18 protein-coding genes and 1 pseudogene are annotated in these 20,427 nt (G+C 54.3%); 9 read left to right on the top strand and 10 right to left on the bottom strand.

Going from position 1 to position 20,427, the window contains the following annotated elements:
- Positions 1–31 precede the first annotated feature (31 nt).
- From PAT9B_RS11160 to yeaG, 3 genes are all read right to left on the bottom strand, one after another.
- The gene (locus PAT9B_RS11160; RefSeq protein ID WP_013509373.1) at positions 32–1,759 is read right to left on the bottom strand and encodes a potassium/proton antiporter; all 1,728 of its coding nucleotides are present in this window, start codon (positions 1,757–1,759) and stop codon (positions 32–34) included.
- A 230-nt stretch (positions 1,760–1,989) separates the two neighbouring features.
- Complete coding sequence (locus PAT9B_RS11155; RefSeq protein WP_013509372.1) at positions 1,990–3,267, bottom strand: YeaH/YhbH family protein; 1,278 nt, start codon at positions 3,265–3,267, stop codon at positions 1,990–1,992.
- A gap of 90 nt (positions 3,268–3,357) precedes the next feature.
- A complete protein-coding gene (gene yeaG / locus PAT9B_RS11150; protein WP_013509371.1) occupies positions 3,358–5,292 on the bottom strand; it encodes a protein kinase YeaG in 1,935 nt (644 codons plus the stop codon).
- 409 nt (positions 5,293–5,701) lie between these two features.
- Here yeaG and PAT9B_RS11145 point away from each other — a divergent pair, with 409 nt between their 5' ends.
- Positions 5,702–6,451 (top strand): MipA/OmpV family protein, encoded by a 750-nt coding sequence (locus tag PAT9B_RS11145; protein ID WP_013509370.1) that lies wholly within the window; start codon positions 5,702–5,704, stop codon positions 6,449–6,451.
- Between the two features lie 85 nt (positions 6,452–6,536).
- Positions 6,537–7,388, top strand: a complete 852-nt coding sequence (locus tag PAT9B_RS11140) for an aldo/keto reductase (protein WP_013509369.1) — start codon at positions 6,537–6,539, stop codon at positions 7,386–7,388.
- 21 nt (positions 7,389–7,409) lie between these two features.
- On the opposite strand, the gene PAT9B_RS11135 is transcribed toward PAT9B_RS11140, so the two are convergent.
- Both PAT9B_RS11135 and gapA read right to left on the bottom strand, forming a co-directional pair.
- Complete coding sequence (locus PAT9B_RS11135) at positions 7,410–8,285, bottom strand: D-hexose-6-phosphate mutarotase (RefSeq protein ID WP_013509368.1); 876 nt, start codon at positions 8,283–8,285, stop codon at positions 7,410–7,412.
- An 83-nt stretch (positions 8,286–8,368) separates the two neighbouring features.
- Positions 8,369–9,367: a glyceraldehyde-3-phosphate dehydrogenase gene (gapA, locus tag PAT9B_RS11130; protein WP_013509367.1), complete on the bottom strand. Its 999-nt coding sequence runs from the start codon at positions 9,365–9,367 to the stop codon at positions 8,369–8,371.
- Positions 9,368–9,706: 339 nt separating this feature from the next.
- On the opposite strand from gapA, the gene msrB reads away from it, so the two are divergent.
- A complete protein-coding gene (gene msrB, locus PAT9B_RS11125; protein WP_013509366.1) occupies positions 9,707–10,117 on the top strand; it encodes a peptide-methionine (R)-S-oxide reductase MsrB in 411 nt (136 codons plus the stop codon).
- A 2-nt stretch (positions 10,118–10,119) separates the two neighbouring features.
- Entirely contained in the window at positions 10,120–10,401 is a 282-nt protein-coding gene (locus PAT9B_RS11120) for a YeaC family protein (protein WP_013509365.1), read from the top strand.
- 37 nt (positions 10,402–10,438) lie between these two features.
- Here PAT9B_RS11120 and pncA read toward each other — a convergent pair whose 3' ends face one another.
- From pncA to sppA, 3 genes are all read right to left on the bottom strand, one after another.
- The gene (gene pncA / locus PAT9B_RS11115) at positions 10,439–11,047 is read right to left on the bottom strand and encodes a bifunctional nicotinamidase/pyrazinamidase (RefSeq protein WP_013509364.1); all 609 of its coding nucleotides are present in this window, start codon (positions 11,045–11,047) and stop codon (positions 10,439–10,441) included.
- 16 nt (positions 11,048–11,063) lie between these two features.
- Entirely contained in the window at positions 11,064–12,077 is a 1,014-nt protein-coding gene (gene ansA, locus PAT9B_RS11110; protein WP_013509363.1) for an asparaginase, read from the bottom strand.
- Between the two features lie 85 nt (positions 12,078–12,162).
- On the bottom strand, positions 12,163–14,019 hold the full coding sequence (sppA, locus tag PAT9B_RS11105; RefSeq protein ID WP_013509362.1) for a signal peptide peptidase SppA: 1,857 nt from the start codon (positions 14,017–14,019) through the stop codon (positions 12,163–12,165).
- Positions 14,020–14,188: 169 nt separating this feature from the next.
- Here sppA and PAT9B_RS11100 point away from each other — a divergent pair, with 169 nt between their 5' ends.
- The 4 genes from PAT9B_RS11100 to PAT9B_RS11085 all read left to right on the top strand — a co-directional run bounded on the left by PAT9B_RS11100 (position 14,189) and on the right by PAT9B_RS11085 (position 18,186).
- Complete coding sequence (locus PAT9B_RS11100; protein ID WP_013509361.1) at positions 14,189–14,740, top strand: NAD(P)H nitroreductase; 552 nt, start codon at positions 14,189–14,191, stop codon at positions 14,738–14,740.
- Positions 14,741–14,892: 152 nt separating this feature from the next.
- Positions 14,893–15,936, top strand: coding sequence for a selenide, water dikinase SelD (gene selD / locus PAT9B_RS11095; RefSeq protein ID WP_013509360.1), 1,044 nt, complete (start codon positions 14,893–14,895; stop codon positions 15,934–15,936).
- A 22-nt stretch (positions 15,937–15,958) separates the two neighbouring features.
- Complete coding sequence (locus PAT9B_RS11090; protein WP_013509359.1) at positions 15,959–17,887, top strand: DNA topoisomerase III; 1,929 nt, start codon at positions 15,959–15,961, stop codon at positions 17,885–17,887.
- Positions 17,887–18,186, top strand: coding sequence for a YnjH family protein (locus PAT9B_RS11085; RefSeq protein WP_013509358.1), 300 nt, complete (start codon positions 17,887–17,889; stop codon positions 18,184–18,186). The genes PAT9B_RS11090 and PAT9B_RS11085 overlap by 1 nt, the downstream gene beginning before the upstream one ends.
- Positions 18,187–18,220: 34 nt before the next feature.
- On the opposite strand, the gene xthA is transcribed toward PAT9B_RS11085, so the two are convergent.
- Together xthA and PAT9B_RS11075 are read right to left on the bottom strand one after the other, a co-directional pair.
- On the bottom strand, positions 18,221–19,027 hold the full coding sequence (gene xthA, locus PAT9B_RS11080) for an exodeoxyribonuclease III (protein ID WP_013509357.1): 807 nt from the start codon (positions 19,025–19,027) through the stop codon (positions 18,221–18,223).
- Positions 19,028–19,140: 113 nt separating this feature from the next.
- Positions 19,141–19,401, bottom strand: a pseudogene (locus PAT9B_RS11075) (NADP oxidoreductase); the annotation flags it as partial.
- A gap of 118 nt (positions 19,402–19,519) precedes the next feature.
- Between PAT9B_RS11075 and PAT9B_RS11070 the strand changes: the two are divergent.
- Positions 19,520–20,413, top strand: coding sequence for a LysR family transcriptional regulator (locus tag PAT9B_RS11070; protein WP_013509356.1), 894 nt, complete (start codon positions 19,520–19,522; stop codon positions 20,411–20,413).
- Positions 20,414–20,427 lie beyond the last annotated feature (14 nt).

Below are 20,427 nucleotides of genomic sequence, written 5' to 3'. Positions count from 1 at the left end.
TGGCAGGCTTTACGAATCGAATGCGTTCGGATTATTCCTTCTCTTCCGCCGGACGCACCCCAATTTTAAGGATGTGGTTGTCCTCTTTCTCTGCCACGGTCCAGGTAAGCTGGTTCCATTCGACCTGGTCGCCAACCACCGGCGTGCTGCCCAGCAATGACATTACTAACTGCCCCAATGACTGCTGATCGTTGGTCTCTTCATCCAAATCCAGTCCGTAGATTTGTGCCACATCGCGTAACCGGGCATCGGCATCCAGAATAAAGTCACCAAAGAAACGCTGGTCCAACGCGACAGGTGGCGACTGACTGAACATTTTACCGAGGGCAGGGAGATCGCGCTCACGACCAATCACACATAACACATCGCCTTCTTTAAGGCGCGTGCTACCGTTGGGATGCATTAAGACGTTGTCTCGAAATAACGCAGCGATGCGCGTTTCGCGCGGCATTTGCAAATCACGTAGGGCGGCACCGATACACCATTTATCGGCGCTCAGTTGATAGACGAATTGCTCCCACGGGTTCTCAGGATGAATATCCAGGCCGACCCGGCTAATCGGCGACGCGGTCGGCGGAACCACCACTTTAGCTTTACGCGCGGCAAAGCCAAGTGACGTGCCCTGCAGCATCAGGGAGACCAACACCACAAAGAAGGCGATGTTGAAGTAAAGTGATGAATTCTCCAGCCCGGCCATCATCGGGAACACCGCCAGGATGATCGGCACGGCACCGCGTAAGCCAACCCAGCTGATAAAAATGCGCTCGCGCCCGGTAAAGCCCTTAAACGGCAGCAATCCCACCAGAATGGACAAGGGGCGCGCCACCAGAATCAGCCACAGCGACAGCAACATCGCCGGAATGGCGATATGCCACAAATCGGACGGCGTCACCAACAGACCCAGCACGATAAACATGCCAATCTGACTCAGCCATGCCATGCCATCGAAGGTTTGCAGGATGCCATGACGGTTGCGAATCGGGCTGTTGCCTAACAGAAAACCGCATAAATACACGGCCAGAATGCCGCTGCCTTCCATCACGGTGGTGAGGGCAAACACAATGATACCGCCGCTCAGCGCCAGCAACGGATACAGCCCCTGCGCGAGGTTGATGCGGTTGATCAACTGCTGTAAGGCCCAGCCGCCACCCAGTCCGAGCACAATGCCCAGACCAAATTGTTGCACCAGATGCACGATAAACATCCAGCTCAGACCGGTTTGTCCCTGTTGAATCATGTCGATCAGGGTGATGGTCAGAAACACCGCCATCGGGTCATTGCTGCCGGATTCAATTTCCAGCGTGGCACTGACACGTTCGTTCAACCCTTTATCGCCGAGCAGGGAGAATACCGCTGCGGCATCGGTCGAACCGATAATGGCGCCAATCAGAAAACCCTGCATCAGGTCGAGATGGAACAGCCAGGCGGCAGCTAACCCGGTCAGACCGGCGGTGATCATCACCCCAACCGTCGCCAGCGATAATGCCGGGCCGAGCGCCACTTTGAATGAACTGGCTTTGGTACGCATGCCACCATCAAGCAGGATGATTGCCAGCGCCAGGTTGGAAACCAGGTAGGCCACCGGATAGTTATCAAACGCGATACCACCGATGCCATCGACGCCGGTCAGCATCCCCAGCGCGAGGAAGATCACCAGAATCGGTATACCCAGGCGCGATGAAAACGAGCTAAGCAGAATACTTGCTGCGACCAGCACTGAACCAATAATGAACAAACTGTAAACCATGCTGGCATTCAACGGCTTTCTCCTGCGGCGGGTGGCAATCAAGGTAACGTGCGTAGGTTTCACGCGGACAAGGACAAAAGATAATGCCTTATCAATAGCTTGTCAGCGGAAAATGACATATTTTTTAATATCGGCAGGTGTTGAGGCATCTGTAGTTAAATTTGCCAGCAAAATCTGCATGCTGCAGCGGGATTTAGTGGTGCGCAGAGAGTAAAAAGCCGGTCAGTGACCGGCTGTTGTTATCAGGATTCTGCCACTTGTTTGTGGAAAAGCTCCCTAAATACCGGGTAAATATCTTCCGGCTCGCGGATGTGCTGAATAGCGAAGTTATCAAACATCACCTGCAAATGTTCATACTCACGCCACAGGGTTTGGTGCGCACGGCGCGTTATCTCGATATAGCTGTAATAACGCACCACCGGCAAGATGTTTTTTGCCAGAATCTCATGGCATAACGGGGAGTCGTCCGCCCAGTTATCGCCATCCGATGCCTGTGCCGCATAAATGTTCCATTGTGACGGGTCATACCGTTCTTTCACCACTTCATCCATCAACTTAAGTGCGCTGGAGACGATGGTGCCACCGGTTTCCTGTGAGTAGAAGAACTCCTGTTCATCCACTTCTTTCGCCTGGGTGTGATGGCGGATATAGACCACATCGACGTTTTTGTAGGTTCGGCTCAGGAACAGGTAGAGCAGAATGTAAAAACGCTTCGCCATATCCTTGGTGGCCTGGTCCATTGACCCCGAAACATCCATCAGGCAGAACATCACCGCCTGGCTTGATGGCTCAGGACGCTTCTCAAAATTTTTGTAACGCAGGTCGAAGGTATCGATAAACGGCACCCGCTCGATGCGTGCGCGCAATTCGGCGATCTCTTTGCGCAGCCGTTCTTCTTCCAGCAACTGGGCAGGTTCGGATTTCGTCACCTCATCCAGCGTCGCTTCCAGTTCATGCAGCATGCGGCGTTTGCCCGCGGTCATGGCGGTACGACGCGCCAGCGAGTTTTGCAGTGAACGCACCACGCTGATGTTGGCGGGCACCCCGTTAGAGGTGAAGCCAGCGCGATGGGTTTTGTATTCATTCAGTTGACGATGCTGATTCTTACGCAGGTTCGGCAGCGCAAGGTCTTCAAACAGCAGATCAAGGTATTCATCTTTCGAAATCTGGAAGACGAACTCGTCCTGGCCTTCACCATCCTGACTGGCATTGCCCTGGCCGCCACCACCGCCGCCGCCACCACCTTGGGGACGTTCAACGCGGTCGTTCTGCACAAAGTGATCGTTACCGGGATGGACGCGATGACGGCTGCCGCCGCGACCCTGATGGAAAATCGGCTCGTTGATGTCTTCAATCGGAATAGAGACGGACTCGCCGCTTTCCACGTCGGTAACCGAACGCTTATTAATGGCCTCGGAGATCGACTGCTTGATTTGCGACTTGTAACGGCGCAGAAAGCGCTGCCGGTTGACCGCGCTTTTATTTTTGCCGTTCAGACGCCGATCGATGAAATAGGCCATAAAGTTCCCCCAAACTACAGTGCAAGCCAGGTCGGGCAAGCCCGACCTTCCTCTTCCGGCGTCGTAACGCCGTTTAGCTTACAAACCTAATTATGACGATTTACGCACACGGAGATACCATTCACACAGCAAACGCACCTGTTTGCGGGTGTAGCCTTTCTCCATCATGCGGTCGACAAAATCATCGTGTTTTTTCTGTTCGTCCGTTGAGGTTTTGGTATTAAACGAAATCACCGGCAGCAACTCTTCGGTGTTCGAGAACATTTTCTTCTCGATAACCGTGCGCAGTTTTTCGTAGCTGGTCCAGTTCGGATTGCGTCCACTGTTATGCGCACGGGCGCGCAGCACAAAGTTGACAATCTCGTTACGGAAATCTTTCGGGTTACTGATCCCGGCAGGTTTCTCGATTTTCTCCAGCTCGGCGTTCAGCGATTCGCGATCAAACAGCTGTCCGGTATCCGGGTCACGGTATTCCTGGTCCTGAATCCAGAAGTCGGCGTAGGTGACATAACGGTCAAAAATGTTCTGACCGTATTCGGAGTAGGACTCCAGATAGGCGGTCTGAATCTCTTTACCGATAAATTCCGCATACTTCGGAATCAGATAGCCTTTCAAATGCTCCAGATATTTCTCCGCCTGCTCCTGCGGGAACTGCTCACGTTCAATCTGCTGTTCCAGCACATAAAACAGGTGCACCGGGTTAGCGGCCACTTCAGCATGGTCGAAGTTGAACACGCGTGACAGAATTTTAAAGGCAAAGCGGGTTGAGAGACCGTTCATCCCTTCATCCACGCCAGCGTAGTCGTGATACTCCTGCCAGGATTTGGCTTTCGGATCGGTATCTTTCAACGTTTCGCCATCATAGACGCGCATTTTTGAGTAGATGCTGGAGTTTTCCGGCTCTTTCAAACGCGACAGAATGGAGAAACGGGCCAGGGTTTCGAGTGTACCTGGTGCGCATGGCGCGGTTGCCAGTTCACTGTGGTTAAGCAGTTTCTCGTAGATTTTAATCTCTTCGGAAACGCGCAGGCAGTAAGGCACTTTGACAATGTAAACACGGTCAAGGAACGCCTCGTTGTTTTTGTTGTTACGGAAGGTCACCCACTCCGATTCGTTGGAGTGCGCCAGAATGATACCGTTAAACGGCAGCGCCGAAATCCCTTCCGTACCGTTGTAGTTCCCTTCCTGCGTGGCGGTCAGCAGCGGATGCAGCACTTTAATCGGTGCTTTAAACATCTCCACGAATTCCATGATGCCCTGGTTAGCGCGGCACAAGGCCCCGGAGTAGCCATAGGCATCAGGATCGTTCTGTGCGTGGTTTTCCAGTTTGCGGATATCCACTTTACCCACCAGCGCAGAGATATCCTGGTTGTTTTCGTCACCTGGCTCAGTTTTGGCAATCGCCAACTGTTCTAGGATGGATGGCCATACTTTGACCACTTTGAAGCGGGTAATATCGCCGCCGAAATCGTGCAGGCGTTTCGCAGCCCACGGCGACATAATGGTGCCGAGGTAACGACGGGGTACGCCATACTCTTTTTCGAGAATGTTCGCATCTTCCTGCGGATTAAACAGGCACAGCGGATGGTCATTGACCGGGCTGCGCTCACCGTCAGCGCTCAGCACGTAAATCGGTACGCGCTGCATCAACGATTTGAGGCGTTCAGCCAGGGATGATTTACCGCCACCTACCGGACCCAACAGGTACAGGATCTGTTTCTTCTCCTCCAGCCCTTGCGCGGCATGTTTCAGGTAAGAGACGATTTGTTCAATCGCTTCTTCCATGCCATAGAACTCTTCAAACGCAGGGTAGCGTCCAATGACGCGATTCGAGAATATTCTGGAAAGGCGTGGCTCCTGAGCAGTATCAACCATCACCGGCTCACCAATGGCCATCAACAGTCGCTCTGCAGCGTTGGCGTATGCACTGCGATCCTGCTTACAAATTGCGAGGAATTCCTGCAGTGTGAACTCTTCGTCCTTGGCAGCTTCATAACGCTGACGATAGTGATCGAATATATTCATAGCGATGCCCGTCCTTTCGTTTTTAGCACAGGTAAAGGAGCGTAATTAAGATGCTCTTGCAGCTCCCGGAAGATATTCTCTATTGAGTACAGCAACCCTTATGCCAACCTGACGATTTTTTATCGGGATACACAATTCTTATGGTTACTCTGCTCGTACAAAAAGTCTCGTCTTACTTTTAACTGTAGAAGGCATTTAAGAAATTTCCTCCGTTTCTTCTCCTTATTTAGCGATATATCAATAACAAAGTCTCATAAGGCCCAAGGAGCTAACCTCTCAAATCGCAGCGGTCTCGATGGTTTCAGACAATTCTGCTGCGGTGAACAACAACCCTCATTAAAAGTTAAACCATGTGGAGAAATTGGTTAGACTCTGCGTGTGATTGTTATATTTATGGACTGAATAAATTGTGAACCATTTCAAACTTAAAGCGCTTGCTCTGCTCGCACCCTGCTATTTTGCGGCTTTCAGCACGTATGCCGATCCCTTATCTCTCGGGGCTTCCGTTATTTATGCCGAATCACCTTACCGCGGTGGGCAGGACCGTTATATACCGGTGCCGGTGATTAATTACGAAGGCGAAAACTTCTGGTTCCACAGCCTACAGGCGGGTTACTACCTGTGGAATGACCCGCAGGATCAGCTGTCGTTAACGGTGCTCGGTTCGCCGCAACAGTACGACCCGAAAGACAACGATCTGAGCGATATGAAGCGGCTGGATAAGCGCCGTATGACGCTGATGGCGGGTGCCAGCTATCGTCATATCTCTCAATGGGGCATCTTACGCACCGCGCTGTTGGGGGATGTTCTCAACAACAGCAACGGTTTAATGTGGGATCTGACCTGGTTATACCGTTTCGATTTTGGTGGGTTCAGCCTGACACCGGGCATCGGTGCCTTATGGAACAGCGCCAACCAAAACCGCTACTACTATGGCGTCTCATCGCAGGAAAGCGCCCGTACCGGCATTGCGCGTTATCAGCCGGATGACAGCTGGTCGCCCTACCTGGAGATGAACGCCAGCTACCAGATTAGTCAGAGCTGGAACGCCACGGTATCCGGTCGTTACACGCGATTTGGTAGTGACATCAAAGACAGTCCGATGGTTAATAAGAGCGGACAAGTGACGCTCTGGACAGGTATCAGCTACAGCTTCTGATGGCTGCAAAGGAATGCCCTGATATGGGGCATTTTTGTTACCTTGCACCAATATTGCGCACCATTTTGGTTCATTTGGAGGATCTATGACGCAGACGGTTCAGTTCAGAGGAGAATCTCCCCTGCCGGCGATTGGCCAGGGGACCTGGTACATGGGAGAAAACCCGGCGACACACAAGCAGGAGGTTGCCGCGTTGCAGGCGGGCCTCGATCTGGGGCTTAAACTGATTGATACCGCCGAAATGTATGCCGAAGGTGGTGCGGAAAGGGTGGTGGGCGAGGCGCTGAAAGGGCGACGCGACCAGGCCTGGCTGGTATCGAAGGTCTATCCGTGGAATGCAGGGGAAGTCGACGCGATTGACGCCTGCGAACGTAGCTTGCGTCGTTTACAGACTGATTATCTTGATCTTTATCTGCTGCACTGGCGTGGCAATATTCCGCTGGAGGAAACCATCCGCGCGATGGAAACATTGCAACAGCAGGGCAAGATTCGGCGTTGGGGGGTCTCTAACTTCGATACCGAAGATATGCAGGAACTGTGGGGAGAGCCGGGTGGTGAAGCCTGTCTGACCAATCAGGTGCTGTACCATCTGGCATCGCGTGGCATTGAGTATGATTTACTGCCGGAATGCCAGTTGCGTGAGGTGCCGATCATGGCTTATTGCCCGCTGGCCCAGGCGGGGCGTCTGCGTCAGGCGTTGTTCAGTGACCGGCGAGTGCTGCAAATTGCACAACAGCAGGGCATTAGCGTAGCGCAACTGCTGCTGGCGTGGGTGATCCGCAAAGAGGGGGTGATGGCTATCCCGAAAGCCAGCAGTGTGGCTCATGTGCAGGAAAATGCGGCAGCACTGAATCTCGAGTTGAGCGGTGAACAGCTGGCAATCTTAAACCAGGCTTTCCCACCACCCCAGGATAAACTGCCGCTGGATGTGGTTTAGCGGCGCAGGTGCGCCGCTTGATTAGGCTTTGCTGCGCAATCTGAAGGTGGTTGCCAGGCGGGCAGGGGATTCACCGGCGCTCACCAGCGGCTGATTAATACGGGCGGTTTCCACGCACACCATGGTTTTGTAACCGTCATTCGCCATGTCAGCCATGCTGCACGATAATTCCGGCCCGGGATTCCACGTGACAACGTCACTTTGATAGTGGTGGTAAACCTCAATCTGACGGTTGCCCGCTTTATCATGAATCACGCTGTAATCTTCCGGCGCGGTGAAGACGCGATCGATGCGACCGGGATAGGTCTGCTTACCGTTTGATTCGCCAATCGCACTGTCATTCACCTTATCGATGAAGCTGTTACCCAGGCCGCTGACTTCTGTTTGAGCAATGTCCGTTACCTGGAAATAGCTGTGCAGCGCCGCAGTAGCCTCAAAATCGCCATGCGCTTCCAGCTCAATTTCGCAATGGGCACCAATGCGGAAGCGCGCGAGCAGGGTAAAATCGTGCGGCCAGAGTTTTAAGGTTTGTGGATTACTCTCCAGCGCAAAGGTCAGAATGACGCCTTCTTCATTCTCGTCATGCGCGGATAATGTCCAGGGCTGATTACGGGCAAAACCGTGCGCGGGTTCACCGGCCGGGCCAAACCACGGCCAACAGATTGGTACACCACCACGGATGGCTTTCCCGGTGGCAAACGGCGTCTTCTCGCTGAGCCACAGAACGGGCTGTTGCCCACTGGGTTGCCAGGCGAGCAGATGTGCGCCCTGCAAGGTAATGGCGGCGCGCACGCGAGGATGGCTGACGATAATCACGGGCAGCTCACCTATCTGGCGCTGAGACAAATAAGGGGTGATCTGCTGGACTACGGGTAGCGAAAAAAGTGACTCTTGCATACAAAATCCTTCTCTTAAGCTAGCCAAATAAAAAGGGCGACCTAAGTCGCCCCTTGTCTGATCTATCTGTTGTACTGGTTATCTTACTTAGCAGAAACCAGAGCAATCAGATCGAGAACCTTGTTGGAGTAACCGGTTTCGTTATCGTACCAGGAAACCAGTTTCACAAAGTTGTCGTTCAGCGCGATACCTGCTTTAGCATCGAATACTGAAGTCAGGATTTCGCCGTTGAAATCGGTAGAAACAACGTCGTCTTCAACATAACCCAGAACGCCTTTCATTTCGCCTTCAGCAGCGGCTTTGATTGCTGCACAAATTTCTTTGTAAGAAGCCGCTTTTTCCAGACGAACGGTCAGGTCAACAACAGAGACGTTCGGGGTCGGAACACGGAACGCCATGCCGGTCAGTTTGCCGTTCAGCTCTGGCAGAACTTTACCCACAGCTTTAGCTGCACCGGTAGAAGACGGGATGATGTTCTGAGAAGCGCCACGGCCGCCGCGCCAGTCTTTGTGAGACGGGCCATCAACGGTTTTCTGGGTCGCAGTGGTCGCGTGAACAGTGGTCATCAGACCTTCAACGATACCGAACTTGTCGTTGATCACTTTTGCCAGCGGTGCCAGGCAGTTAGTGGTGCAGGAAGCGTTAGAAACGATGTCCTGGCCGGCATATTTGTCGAAGTTAGCACCACGAACGAACATCGGGGTGTCATCTTTAGACGGACCAGTCAGAACCACTTTTTTCGCGCCCGCTGCGATGTGTTTGCGTGCGGTTTCGTCGGTCAGGAAGATACCGGTTGCTTCAGCAACAACGTCAACGCCCACTTCGTCCCATTTCAGGTTAGCCGGGTCTTTCTCAGCGGTAACACGGATTTTTTTACCGTTAACAATCAGCGCGCCGTCTTTAACTTCTACGGTGCCGTCGAAACGACCATGCGTAGAGTCATACTTCAGCATGTAAGCCATGTAATCGGCGTCCAGCAGGTCGTTGATCGCGACGATTTCGATGTCAGAACGCTGCTGCGCAGCACGGAAAACGATGCGACCGATACGGCCAAAACCGTTGATACCTACTTTGATAGTCATATATTCCACCAGCTATTTGTTAGTGAATAAAAGGTTGGCTGTAAAATTACAAAAACCTTACCAGGCGTCAAGCGGAATCGTGTCAATTGTTGCGACAGGTCAATTCCACTTGCAGGAATTATTCGTTGCGCAAACGCTTGCGCAACGCGGATTATTCCAAAGCCAGATTTGCCGATCGCTGACTATAAAGGGATGCGTGTTCGAAAGGGTGATCGGCATCACAAATTCGTGCGGTCATCGACAGGAGGGATGTGTTCGCACGAAAAAAGACCCGGATGATGTTATTCATTTGTTAGAATACTAGTCGATTTTTTCAGAATGACACTCCGGAATCCCAAAATGGCTAAAGACACCGCATCCGCGGAAAAAATCGCGCAGCTGTCGGAAATGCAGCGCTATGTAACCCAGCATCGCGGAACCGAACCCCCTTTTACTGGAGCCCTGCTGCATAACAAGCAGGAGGGCATCTATCACTGCCTGGTTTGTAACGCGCCGCTGTTCCTCTCTGAAAGCAAGTATGACTCTGGCTGCGGCTGGCCGAGCTTCTATCAGCCGGTTAACGATGACGCTATCCGTTACCTGGAAGATGATTCTCACGGTATGCACCGCGTTGAAATCCGCTGTGGCAACTGTGATGCGCATCTTGGACATGTGTTCCCGGACGGACCGCAGCCCACGGGTGAGCGCTACTGTGTGAACTCGGCTTCGCTCAACTTTACCGACGAGCAGGGCAATCAACAACAGGGGTAAGCATGAAACAGGAACTGGAAGCGATGTTGGCGGCGATGACGCCAGAAGTTTACCAGCGTCTTGCCACCGCGGTGGAAACCGGCAAGTGGCCAGATGGTGTGGCGCTGACGCCCGAACAGCGTGAAAACTGCCTGCAACTGGTGATGCTGTGGCAGGCGCGTCACAACGATGCGCCGCAACACATGACCATCGGGAAAGGGGGTGAGATGGTGATGAAGTCGAAAAAGGAACTGAAAGAAGAGTTCGGTATTGAGACGGATGTGACCCGCATTAACCTGCACTGATGAAAACAGCAGGGCTGGCGTAACCAGCCCTGATTTTTCAGATAATGACCGCACCCTGGTTACGCATTTGCTCAATGGCAATGTCGCTATCTTCAGGGTTGAGATTGACCCCACGGCAGCCTTCTTCCACTACCTCAACCTGGTAGCCCAGTTCCAGCGCATCCAGCACGCTATATTTGACGCAGTAGTCAGTCGCCAGGCCCAGCACCACCAGATGGCTGATATCACGCTCACGCAACCAGCTATCCAGCTCCGTTTTGCGGCGGTGGCCGTTATCGAAAAAGGCGCTGTAGCTGTCAACGTCAACATCTTCGCCTTTATGGAACACGGCATCGATCAGCGAGCGATCCAGGTCAGGGTGAAAATCAGCACCAGCCGATCCCTGAATGCCGTGATCCGGCCACCAAATCTGTGCCAGGCCGTTCAGCTCGCCAAGGGTATAGACGGGTTCGCCTGATACCGAGGCAAAGCTGCCATGATTATTCGGATGCCAGTCCTGTAATGCCACCACACACTCGCCCCGGGCACGAAACTCACGTGCGTAGCGATTCGCAACGGCAACGGTTAGGTCACCTTCACGCACGGCCATGGGGCCGCCGGGGCAAAAATCGTTCTGTATATCGATGATTATCAATGCCCGCTTCATCACATCTCGCTCCGTATCAGTCTTCTGTCAGTTCGCCACGTAAATTCTGTTGCATTCTGGCACGAATTTCCGCGCTGGTGAGGTTTTGACTCAGTAAAAAGTGAAGTTTTGTTAATGTTGCCTCCACCGTGAGATCAAAACCACTGATCACCCCGGCGTGCTCAAGCGCGTTCCCTGTGGCATAACCGCCCATGTTCACCTTACCGGACATGCATTGCGTCAGGTTCACCACCACAATGCCGCGATCGCTGGCCTGTTGCAGCTCAGCCAGGAACTCCGCGTTTTGCGGGGCATTGCCGACGCCATAAGAGCGCAGGATCAGGGCTTTAACCGGCTGACGCAGGAAGTTACGCACCACCTCGGCAGAAATCCCCGGATAAATCGTTACCACGCCAATCGGTTGCGGGGTGATCGGATGAACAATCAGCTCACCTGAACCTTGAGGTGCGGGTGGCGTATTCAGGCGGCGAATATGGATACCCGCTTCCAGCAGCGGCGACAAGTTAGGCGAGGCGAACGCATTGAAGCCATCGGCATGGGCTTTGGTGGTGCGGTTGCCACGGAACAGGGTGTTATTAAAGAATAGCGCGACTTCATTAATCGGATAATTGGCCGCCACATACAATGAGTTAAGCAGGTTTTGCTGACCGTCTGAGCGCAATTCTGCCAGCGGAATCTGCGAACCGGTCACAATCACCGGCTTGGCGAGGTTCTCCAGCATAAAGGAGAGGGCAGATGCCGTGAATGCCATGGTGTCGGTGCCATGCAGAATGACAAAGCCATCGTATTGATCGTAATTCTGCTTGATGTCATTGGCGATGGACTGCCAGTCTTCCGGCGTCATGTCGGAAGAATCCATCAACGGCTGGTATTCGTGGATGGTGAAATCGGGCATTTCCGGACGATGGAACTCGGGCATATTCGCCAACTGTTGCTGCAAATGGCCAGAAACCGGTATATAGCCGTGTGCCGAACGCTGCATACCAATGGTTCCGCCCGTGTAGGCGACGTAGATATTTTTCTTTTGCATGAATGAACTCAGACTTGCCGTAAAACGCGCAGTATAAGGGGATTACCGGGGAAAAGCAGCCCGACCAGCGGCCGGGCTGTAAAGATTATTTTACCTGGCCGCAGTTCAGGCAGAACGCGTAACGATTTTGTGGATCGTTAAGATTATCAAACAGACCGGGCTGTTTTTTCATCGCGCTCATGACATCCAGCATCGGTGCCGGCAGCCACACTTTCAACGCTTCCGGCATGATGGCGCTGGCGGATGCGCTCATCTGATTCAATAGCAGATCCAGCATCCCCGGATCATCCTGATACCAGCTCAATTGTGGTGTGGTAATTTTTGCCAGTTCAGCGGCTTTGCTGACGGCGTCATCAAAGTCACCTAACGCATCCACCAGACCGTTGGCTTTGGCATCGCTGCCGGTCCAGACATGGCCCTGGGCAATCTCATTGATCTGCTCTGGCGTTTTATGCCGTGAGGCCGCCACTAAGCCAACGAAGTTGCGATAGCCGTTCTCGATGGTCAATTGCATCAGTTGCTGCACTTCTGTCGGTAACGCTTTGGTGGTGGCAACATCAGCCAGCGGTGAGGTAGCAACGCCATCGGTATGTACACCAATGGTACTCAGGCTGTTCTCAACGGTATTGATCACGCCAAAGATGCCGATCGAGCCGGTCAGGGTGCTGGGGTTCGCCACAATGTAATCCGCCGGGGTGGAGATCCAGTAGCCGCCAGAGGCTGCCATACCGCCCATCGACACCACGACCGGTTTGCCTGCCGCATGGGCAGCCGCCAGTTCTTCGCGGATCGCTTCTGACGCGGTCACGCTGCCACCCGGGCTATTAACTCGCAGAATGATCGCTTTAATTTTCGGGTCCAGACGTGCATCACGGATTTGCGCGGCAGTGGTGTCGCCACCGACGTTTCCGGCGGTCTCTTCACCGTCCATGATCGCGCCACTCGCCATTACCACGGCAATATTGCCATCCTGTTGGGTGGGTTGCTTAACGGTATAATCGTAAATGCTGACGTTACGATAATCGTTGTTCTGTTTATCCCAACCGAAGGTTTTGATCAGCTCCTGATCCGCCGTGGCACGGCTCTCCAGCGCATCCACCAGTTTGCTGTTCAGCGCATATTTCGCCGTATCACCTTGTACCGCCTGCAAACCGCTGATGATGCCAGCGGCACCCGGGAACAATTGTTGCGGGGTAATCTGACGGTTAGCGGAGACGGTGTTCAGGTAGTTTTGCCACAGCTGACCGATCCAGCGGCTATCGGCATCGCGTGCCTCCGGTGACATATCATCACGCAGGAACGGTTCTACCGCCGATTTATAGGTGCCGACGCGGAAAACATGTGAGTTAACCTTCAACTTGTCGAGCAAGGTTTTGTAGTACAGGCCGTTAGTGGCGAAACCGTGCAGATCCACGGTGCCCTGCGGCGAGAGATACACTTTGTTGGCATAACTCGCCAGATAATATTGTGCCTGGCTGTAGCTATCGCCTATCGCGTAGACCGGTTTGCCGCTGTCACGGAATTCGCGCAGTGCTTTACCCACGTATTGCAGTGACGGCTGATCGCCACCGGCAAAATCACGCAGATCCAGCACAATGCCGGTGATGTTCTTATCGCCCTTCGCCTGACGAATCGCATCAACCACATCAAACAGCGAGTTTTCCTGGAGACGATCACTGCTGGTGCCCAACAGTTGACGGCCAATGCGGCTCAGGCGGTTGCTGACGGACGGTTTGTCCACCAGTACCCCGGTCAGATCGACTTTCAGCGCACCCTGCTGAACAGGTTCGGTGCTGCCGGAGCCACTCACCTGTAACCAGATCCCCACGCCCGCGAGGATCAACACAATCAGAAATAAATTAAGGATAAATTCCCGGATAAAATTCAGCACCCGCCAGCCCCAGCGGAACAGGCCAGCAATAATTCGCCACAATGTGCGCATAGACTCTCCATATTCACGTAGCCGAAGACAGCCAGCACGCCAGCCGCCCCGATATCGACCACATCCTAAAGAGCAGCGTGTTAAATGTCAGCAGGAAATCGCGCCAGACTGTTACAAAAGATCGTGGTATGCCAGGATTAGACAACGTTTTATTTCAAGGGAGAAGATAATGGATGCACTTGATTTGTTAGTTAATCGCCGTTCGGCGTCACGTTTGGCAGAACCCGCCCCGGCGGGTGAAGTACTGGAAAACATCCTGCGCGCCGGGATGCGTGCGCCGGATCACGGTACGCTGCAACCCTGGCGCTTCATCATCGTAGAGAACGAAGGGCGTGAGCGGATGAGTAAGCTGCTGGAGCAGGCTGCCCGTGCCAGCGCGATGGATGACAAAGCCATTGAGAAGGCCAGCTCGTCGCCGTTTCGTGCGCCGATGATCATCACCGTGGTGGCGCATTGTGAAGCACACCCGAAAGTGCCTCGTTGGGAACAGTTGATTTCAGCCGGTTGCGCCGTCATGGCGATGCAAATGGCCGCCGCCGCGCAGGGCTTTAATGGTATCTGGCGTAGCGGACCCTGGACCGATCACCCGCAGGTGCGTGAAGCCTTTGGTTGCCGGGAACAGGATGCCATTGTCGGTTTCCTCTATCTCGGTACGCCGCAGTTAAAATCCAGCACCACGGTTCTGCCCCCTGACACGGCGGAATTTGTCAGTTATTTCTGACAGACACTGACGGGTTTCTACGGCAGGCTGAGCGGCGTTGCAAAAATTGCACATCGCGTGTGCGATTGATCGAGCTGTGACCGCGCACCCCTTACCACCGGCTGGCAGCCAGGCTAACATAGCGCTATCTGCCAGTGCATAAGGAACCCGCCATGAGTGAATCTGTTCGCCTGACCCAATACAGCCACGGCGCGGGCTGTGGCTGCAAAATTTCGCCCCAGGTGCTGGAAACCATCCTGCGCAGTGAGCTGGGCGCCTTCCATGATCCCCACCTGCTGGTAGGGAACGAAACCCGCGATGATGCCGCCGTTTATGATTTGGGTAACGGTCGCGCCGTCGTCAGCACCACCGACTTTTTTATGCCGATCGTGGACGATCCCCACACCTTTGGCCGCATTGCTGCGACCAATGCCATCAGCGATATCTATGCCATGGGCGGCAAGCCGATCATGGCGATCGCCATTCTTGGCTGGCCGGTGAATGTGCTCAGCCCTGAGGTGGCGCAGCAAGTGGTCGAAGGGGGACGGGCGGCGTGCCAGGCGGCGGGTATCGCGCTGGCGGGTGGCCATTCAATTGACTCCCCCGAACCCATCTTTGGTCTTGCTGTGACGGGCATCGTCGATGTCGCGCGCGTGAAGAAGAATAGTGCCGCGCAGGCCGGTTGCCAGTTATTCCTCACCAAACCGCTCGGCATTGGTATCTTGACCACGGCGGAGAAAAAAGGCGTATTGCGCCCGGAACATCACTCGCTGGCAGCGGAGGTGATGTGTCAGCTTAATAAAGCGGGGGCAGAGTTTGCCCATCTCGCCGGTGTGACCGCCATGACCGATGTCACCGGTTTTGGTCTGCTGGGGCATTTAAGCGAAATCTGCCAGGGTTCAGGTCTGCGTGCTGAGGTGATCGCCGCACAGGTGCCGCGCCTGCCGGGTGTCGATGGCTATATCGCCGCCGGTGCGGTTCCCGGTGGCACCAGCCGCAACTTCGCCAGTTATGGTCAGCATATTTCGCCGATGGATGATGCGACGCGCGCATTACTGTGTGATCCGCAAACCTCGGGCGGTTTGCTGGTGGCGGTACAGCCTTCTGAGATCGAAGCCTTCCAGCGTTGCGCCACGCTGGCCGGGGTGATCCCCACCGCCATTGGGGCGCTGTATGACGCCGAACCCGATTATTCCCTGATTACCGTAGTTAACTGACGTTTAAGGATCGACGCCATTCATGCGTTTGTTTATTGCAGAAAAACCGAGCCTCGGACGTGCCATCGCCGACGTGTTGCCTAAACCGCATCGACGTGGCGAGGGTTATATCGCGTGCGGCAATGACCAGGTCGTCACCTGGTGTGTCGGGCATTTGCTGGAGCAGGCGCAACCCGACAGTTACGACAGCCGTTATGCACGCTGGAATCTCGCCGACTTACCGATCATCCCTGAGAAGTGGCAGCTCCAGCCGCGTCCTTCGGTGGCAAAACAACTCAAAGTCATTGAAGGTTTGTTGGCCCAGGCCACCGAAGTGGTGCACGCCGGAGACCCGGATCGCGAAGGTCAATTGCTGGTGGATGAGGTGATTGATTACCTGCAATTGCCTGCGGAAAAGCGTCAGAAGGTACAACGCTGCCTGATTAACGACCTCAACCCACAGGCGGTGGAACGCGCTGTCAGCCGCCTGCGCGAAAATCGTGAGTTTATTCCGCTGTGTGTTTCGGCGCTGGCGCGCGCCCGTGCCGACTGGTTGTATGGCATCAATATGACCCGTGCCTGGACCCTGTTGGGGCGTAACGCGGGCTATGACGGTGTGTTGTCGGTAGGACGGGTGCAGACGCCCGTGCTGGGGCTGGTGGTCCGGCGCGATGAAGAGATCGAGAACTTTATCCCCAAGGACTATTTCGAAGTCAAAGCGCATATTGTCACGCCCAAAGATGAACGCTTTGTCGCCAGTTGGGTGCCCAGTGATGCCTGTGAGCCCTGGCAGGATGAAGAGGGGCGCTTGCTGCATCGCCCGCTGGCGGATCATGTGTTAGAACGCATCAACGGCCAACCGGCACGGGTCACGGCCTATAACGATAAACGGGAATCCGAAATCGCGCCGTTGCCGTTTTCGCTATCCAGCTTGCAGATTGAGGCGGCGAAACGCTTTGGCCTCAGTGCGCAAAACGTACTGGATTGCTGCCAGCGGCTGTATGAAACCCACAAGCTGATCACCTATCCACGTTCGGACAGCCGCTACCTGCCAGAAGAACATTTTGCCGGACGTCATGCGGTGCTGAACGCGATTCAGGCCCATCAGCCGGATATGACGCCACCCGCGGATTTTAACCCGGAACAACGCAACCGGTGCTGGGACGATAAAAAAGTGGATGCCCACCATGCCATCATCCCGACAGCGCGTGCCAGCAAGGTGAATCTGAGTGAAAACGAAGCCAATATTTATGGCCTGATTGCCCGCCAGTATCTGATGCAGTTCTGTCCTGATGCGGTGTTTCGTAAGTGCGTTATCGATCTCGACATTGCCGGTGGCAAATTCGTCGCCAAGGCACGTTTTCTGGCCGAAGCGGGCTGGCGAGCGCTGCTTGGCAGCAAGGAACGCGATGAAGAGAACGACGGCACCCCCTTGCCAGTGGTAAGTAAAGGTGACGAATTGCTGTGTGAGCGCGGTGAAGTGCTGGCTAAGCAGACCCAGCCCCCCCGGCCATTTACGGACGCCACCTTGCTTTCGGCCATGACCGGCATTGCCCGCTTTGTGCAGGATAAAGATCTAAAGAAAGTGCTGCGTGCGACCGATGGTTTAGGTACGGAAGCGACGCGCGCCGGCATTATCGAATTGCTGTTCCGGCGCACCTTTCTGGTGAAACAGGGCCGTTATATTCATTCGACACAGGCGGGCAGGGCATTGATTCACGCGCTGCCAGAAATGGCGGCACGGCCTGATATGACCGCTCACTGGGAATCGACGTTGACCCGTATTAGTGAAAAAGCCTGTCGCTACGATGAGTTTATGCAGCCGCTGGTGAGCACCTTAATTGGCCTGATTGGTCAGGCGCGCCAGCAGCCCTCGCTACAGGCATTTCGAGGCATTGCCGCGAGCGGAAGCGCGAGTGAGAAAAAACGGACCCGCAAACCCGCCCGGCGCAAAATGAAGGAGACCGAGTGATGCGTTATCTGATGGTATTGCTGAGTGGTGTACTGCTGTTGAGCAGCGCGGCACAAGCAAATCGCACCCCTGATACCGGACGCAGTGGTGGTAATACTGACGTGGTCGTGGATATGCCGCCAGAAGTCTGGACGCAGGGACAGAATAATCAGCAGAGCAACTGTTTACAGTGCTGTACCTATGAAAATCGCAGCTATTCAGAAGGCGCGGTGGTCAAGGCAGAGGGCGTGCTCCTGCAATGCTCACGTGATGAGAAAGTGATGGGCACCAATCCATTAATCTGGAAGATCATCAAATAAATGGCGTGGCCTGAACACCGGCCACGCCATCCCATCACAATTTAAACGTTGACCATACCGGCGCGTGATCGGACGGTTTTTCCATACTGCGGATATCATAGTCAATACCGCTGGCGATGCAGCGCGACGCCAGCGGCTGGCTGGCAAGCAGCAGATCGATACGCAGACCACGGTTATCATCAAAGCCTTTGGAGCGGTAATCAAACCAGGAGAAGCGATCGGCCGTTTCCGGGTATTGAGCACGCCAGGTATCCACCAGACCCCAATTCAGCAGTCGGTCCATCCACTCACGTTCTTCCGGCAGGAACGAGCACTTACCGGTGCGCAGCCAACGTTTACGGTTCTCTTCACCGATACCGATGTCGAGATCGGTGCTGCTGATGTTCATATCGCCCATAATCAGCACCGGCTTATCGACGGCCAGTTGGGTTTGCAGATAGCTTTGCAAATCCTGGTAAAATTTCTCTTTGGCCGGAAACTTGATCGGATGGTCACGGCTTTCACCTTGTGGGAAGTAACCGTTGATCACCGTGATATCGCCAATCGGGCTGGGGATTTCAGCCATAATCAGACGGCGCTGCGCGTCTTCGCCATCACTCGGGAAACCACGGTGCACCGCGACCGGCTCAGCTTTGGTCAGAAGTGCGACGCCGTAGTGGCCTTTTTGTCCGTGATAAAACACGTGGTAACCGAGTTTGCTAACCTCTTCGAGCGGGAACATGTCGTCATGAACCTTGGTTTCCTGCAGGCCGATAACGTCCGGCTGATGCTGTTCCACCAGCGCCTCAAGTTGATGAGGGCGAGCACGCAAGCCATTGATGTTAAATGAGACAAATTTCATTTCGCTGCCATTTTTATCCGCTAAAGTATGGCGGGATGGTAGCGAGTTTTGCGCGAAATGTCATGGTCAGAATCACCATGGCGTAACGGCGCGGTAAATCGTGCCGCTGTGCGTCAAATTCTCGATGCCTGCGCCAGCGCGGCATGCAGTTCTTGCTGGTTCATACGCACGCAGTAAGACGGCATGCCACGCTCAAAACGCCATCCCTCTGCCAACGATCCGGCATCTACCGCATCAAAGCCAAATGCGTGATACAGTGCCACGGCCAGTGCTTTACCCTCTTCATCGTCACCGGCCACGGGCAGGGCACGACGACCGGGCGTGGCAGCCGGCAGGCCATCGCTTTCCAGTTGGGTCATCGGTATGGCGTTAAATTCCTATCTTCATTTCTCACTCCATCGGGTTTGCTGTTGTGAGTTGTACTATGATTCCCTCCCATAAGAAGATAAATCGTATTAATGTTGTTTTAAAAACAACTGAAGAAAGGGAATGATGGACAAGTTGGCCGGGATGAAGGTGTTCGTCAAAGCCGCAGAACTCGGGTCATTTGCCGCTGTCGCTGACATGCTGGAGATGTCACCGCAGATGGTAGCCAAACATATTGCTGCGCTTGAAACCCGGCTGGGAGCCGCGCTCATCAATCGCACGACACGACGCCTGCATCTCACCGATATCGGACGTCGTTACTATGAACGTTGCCGCGTGGTGCTGGCTGAAGTGGAGGAGGCTGACGCGGTGGTATTGAATATGCAGGCCACGCCTGCCGGTATCATCCGGGTGAATGCGCCGGTGACTTTTGGTTCATACACCCTTGCGCCCTTTATCACCCGCTATCTCGCCGCCTGGCCGCAAGTGCAGGTCGAACTGACGTTGAGTGACAGAATCATTAATGCCGCAGAGGAAGAGGCGGAGGTTTTGATCCGCATTGGGGAGCTGGCCGACAGCGCGATGGTGGCCTGGCCGCTGGCACGCTATCGTTTGATTGCCTGTGCGGCCCCGTCTTACATTGCGCTGCATGGTATGCCGCGCACCCCGGCAGAATTGCAACATCACGCCTGCCTGGTCTATGGCTACTGGTCCTCCGCCATGCCCTGTCGCTGGATTTTTCATAAAGCGGGTAAGATTGAGGAAGTCAGGCCGGAAGGGCGGTTACGCTCCAACGACTGGAAAGCCCTGATGCATGCGGCACTTGAAGGTTATGGTGTGACTCTGGGGCCGGAAGATGTACTGAAAGAGGAAATTAATAAAGGGCGGCTGGTGCGGGTACTACCGGATTACAGCGGTCCGTCACGCCCGATGCATGTACTGGTGCCATCGGCGCGCAAACAAACGACGAAGATACGTTGTTTTGTTGATGCAGTGAGAACGGAGTTTGCGAATCAATAAGGAAAGAGACTTGA

It is taken from the genome of Pantoea sp. At-9b (genome assembly GCF_000175935.2).
Lineage (GTDB): Bacteria > Pseudomonadota > Gammaproteobacteria > Enterobacterales > Enterobacteriaceae > Pantoea.
This window is presented reverse-complemented; position numbering and strand designations above follow the sequence as displayed.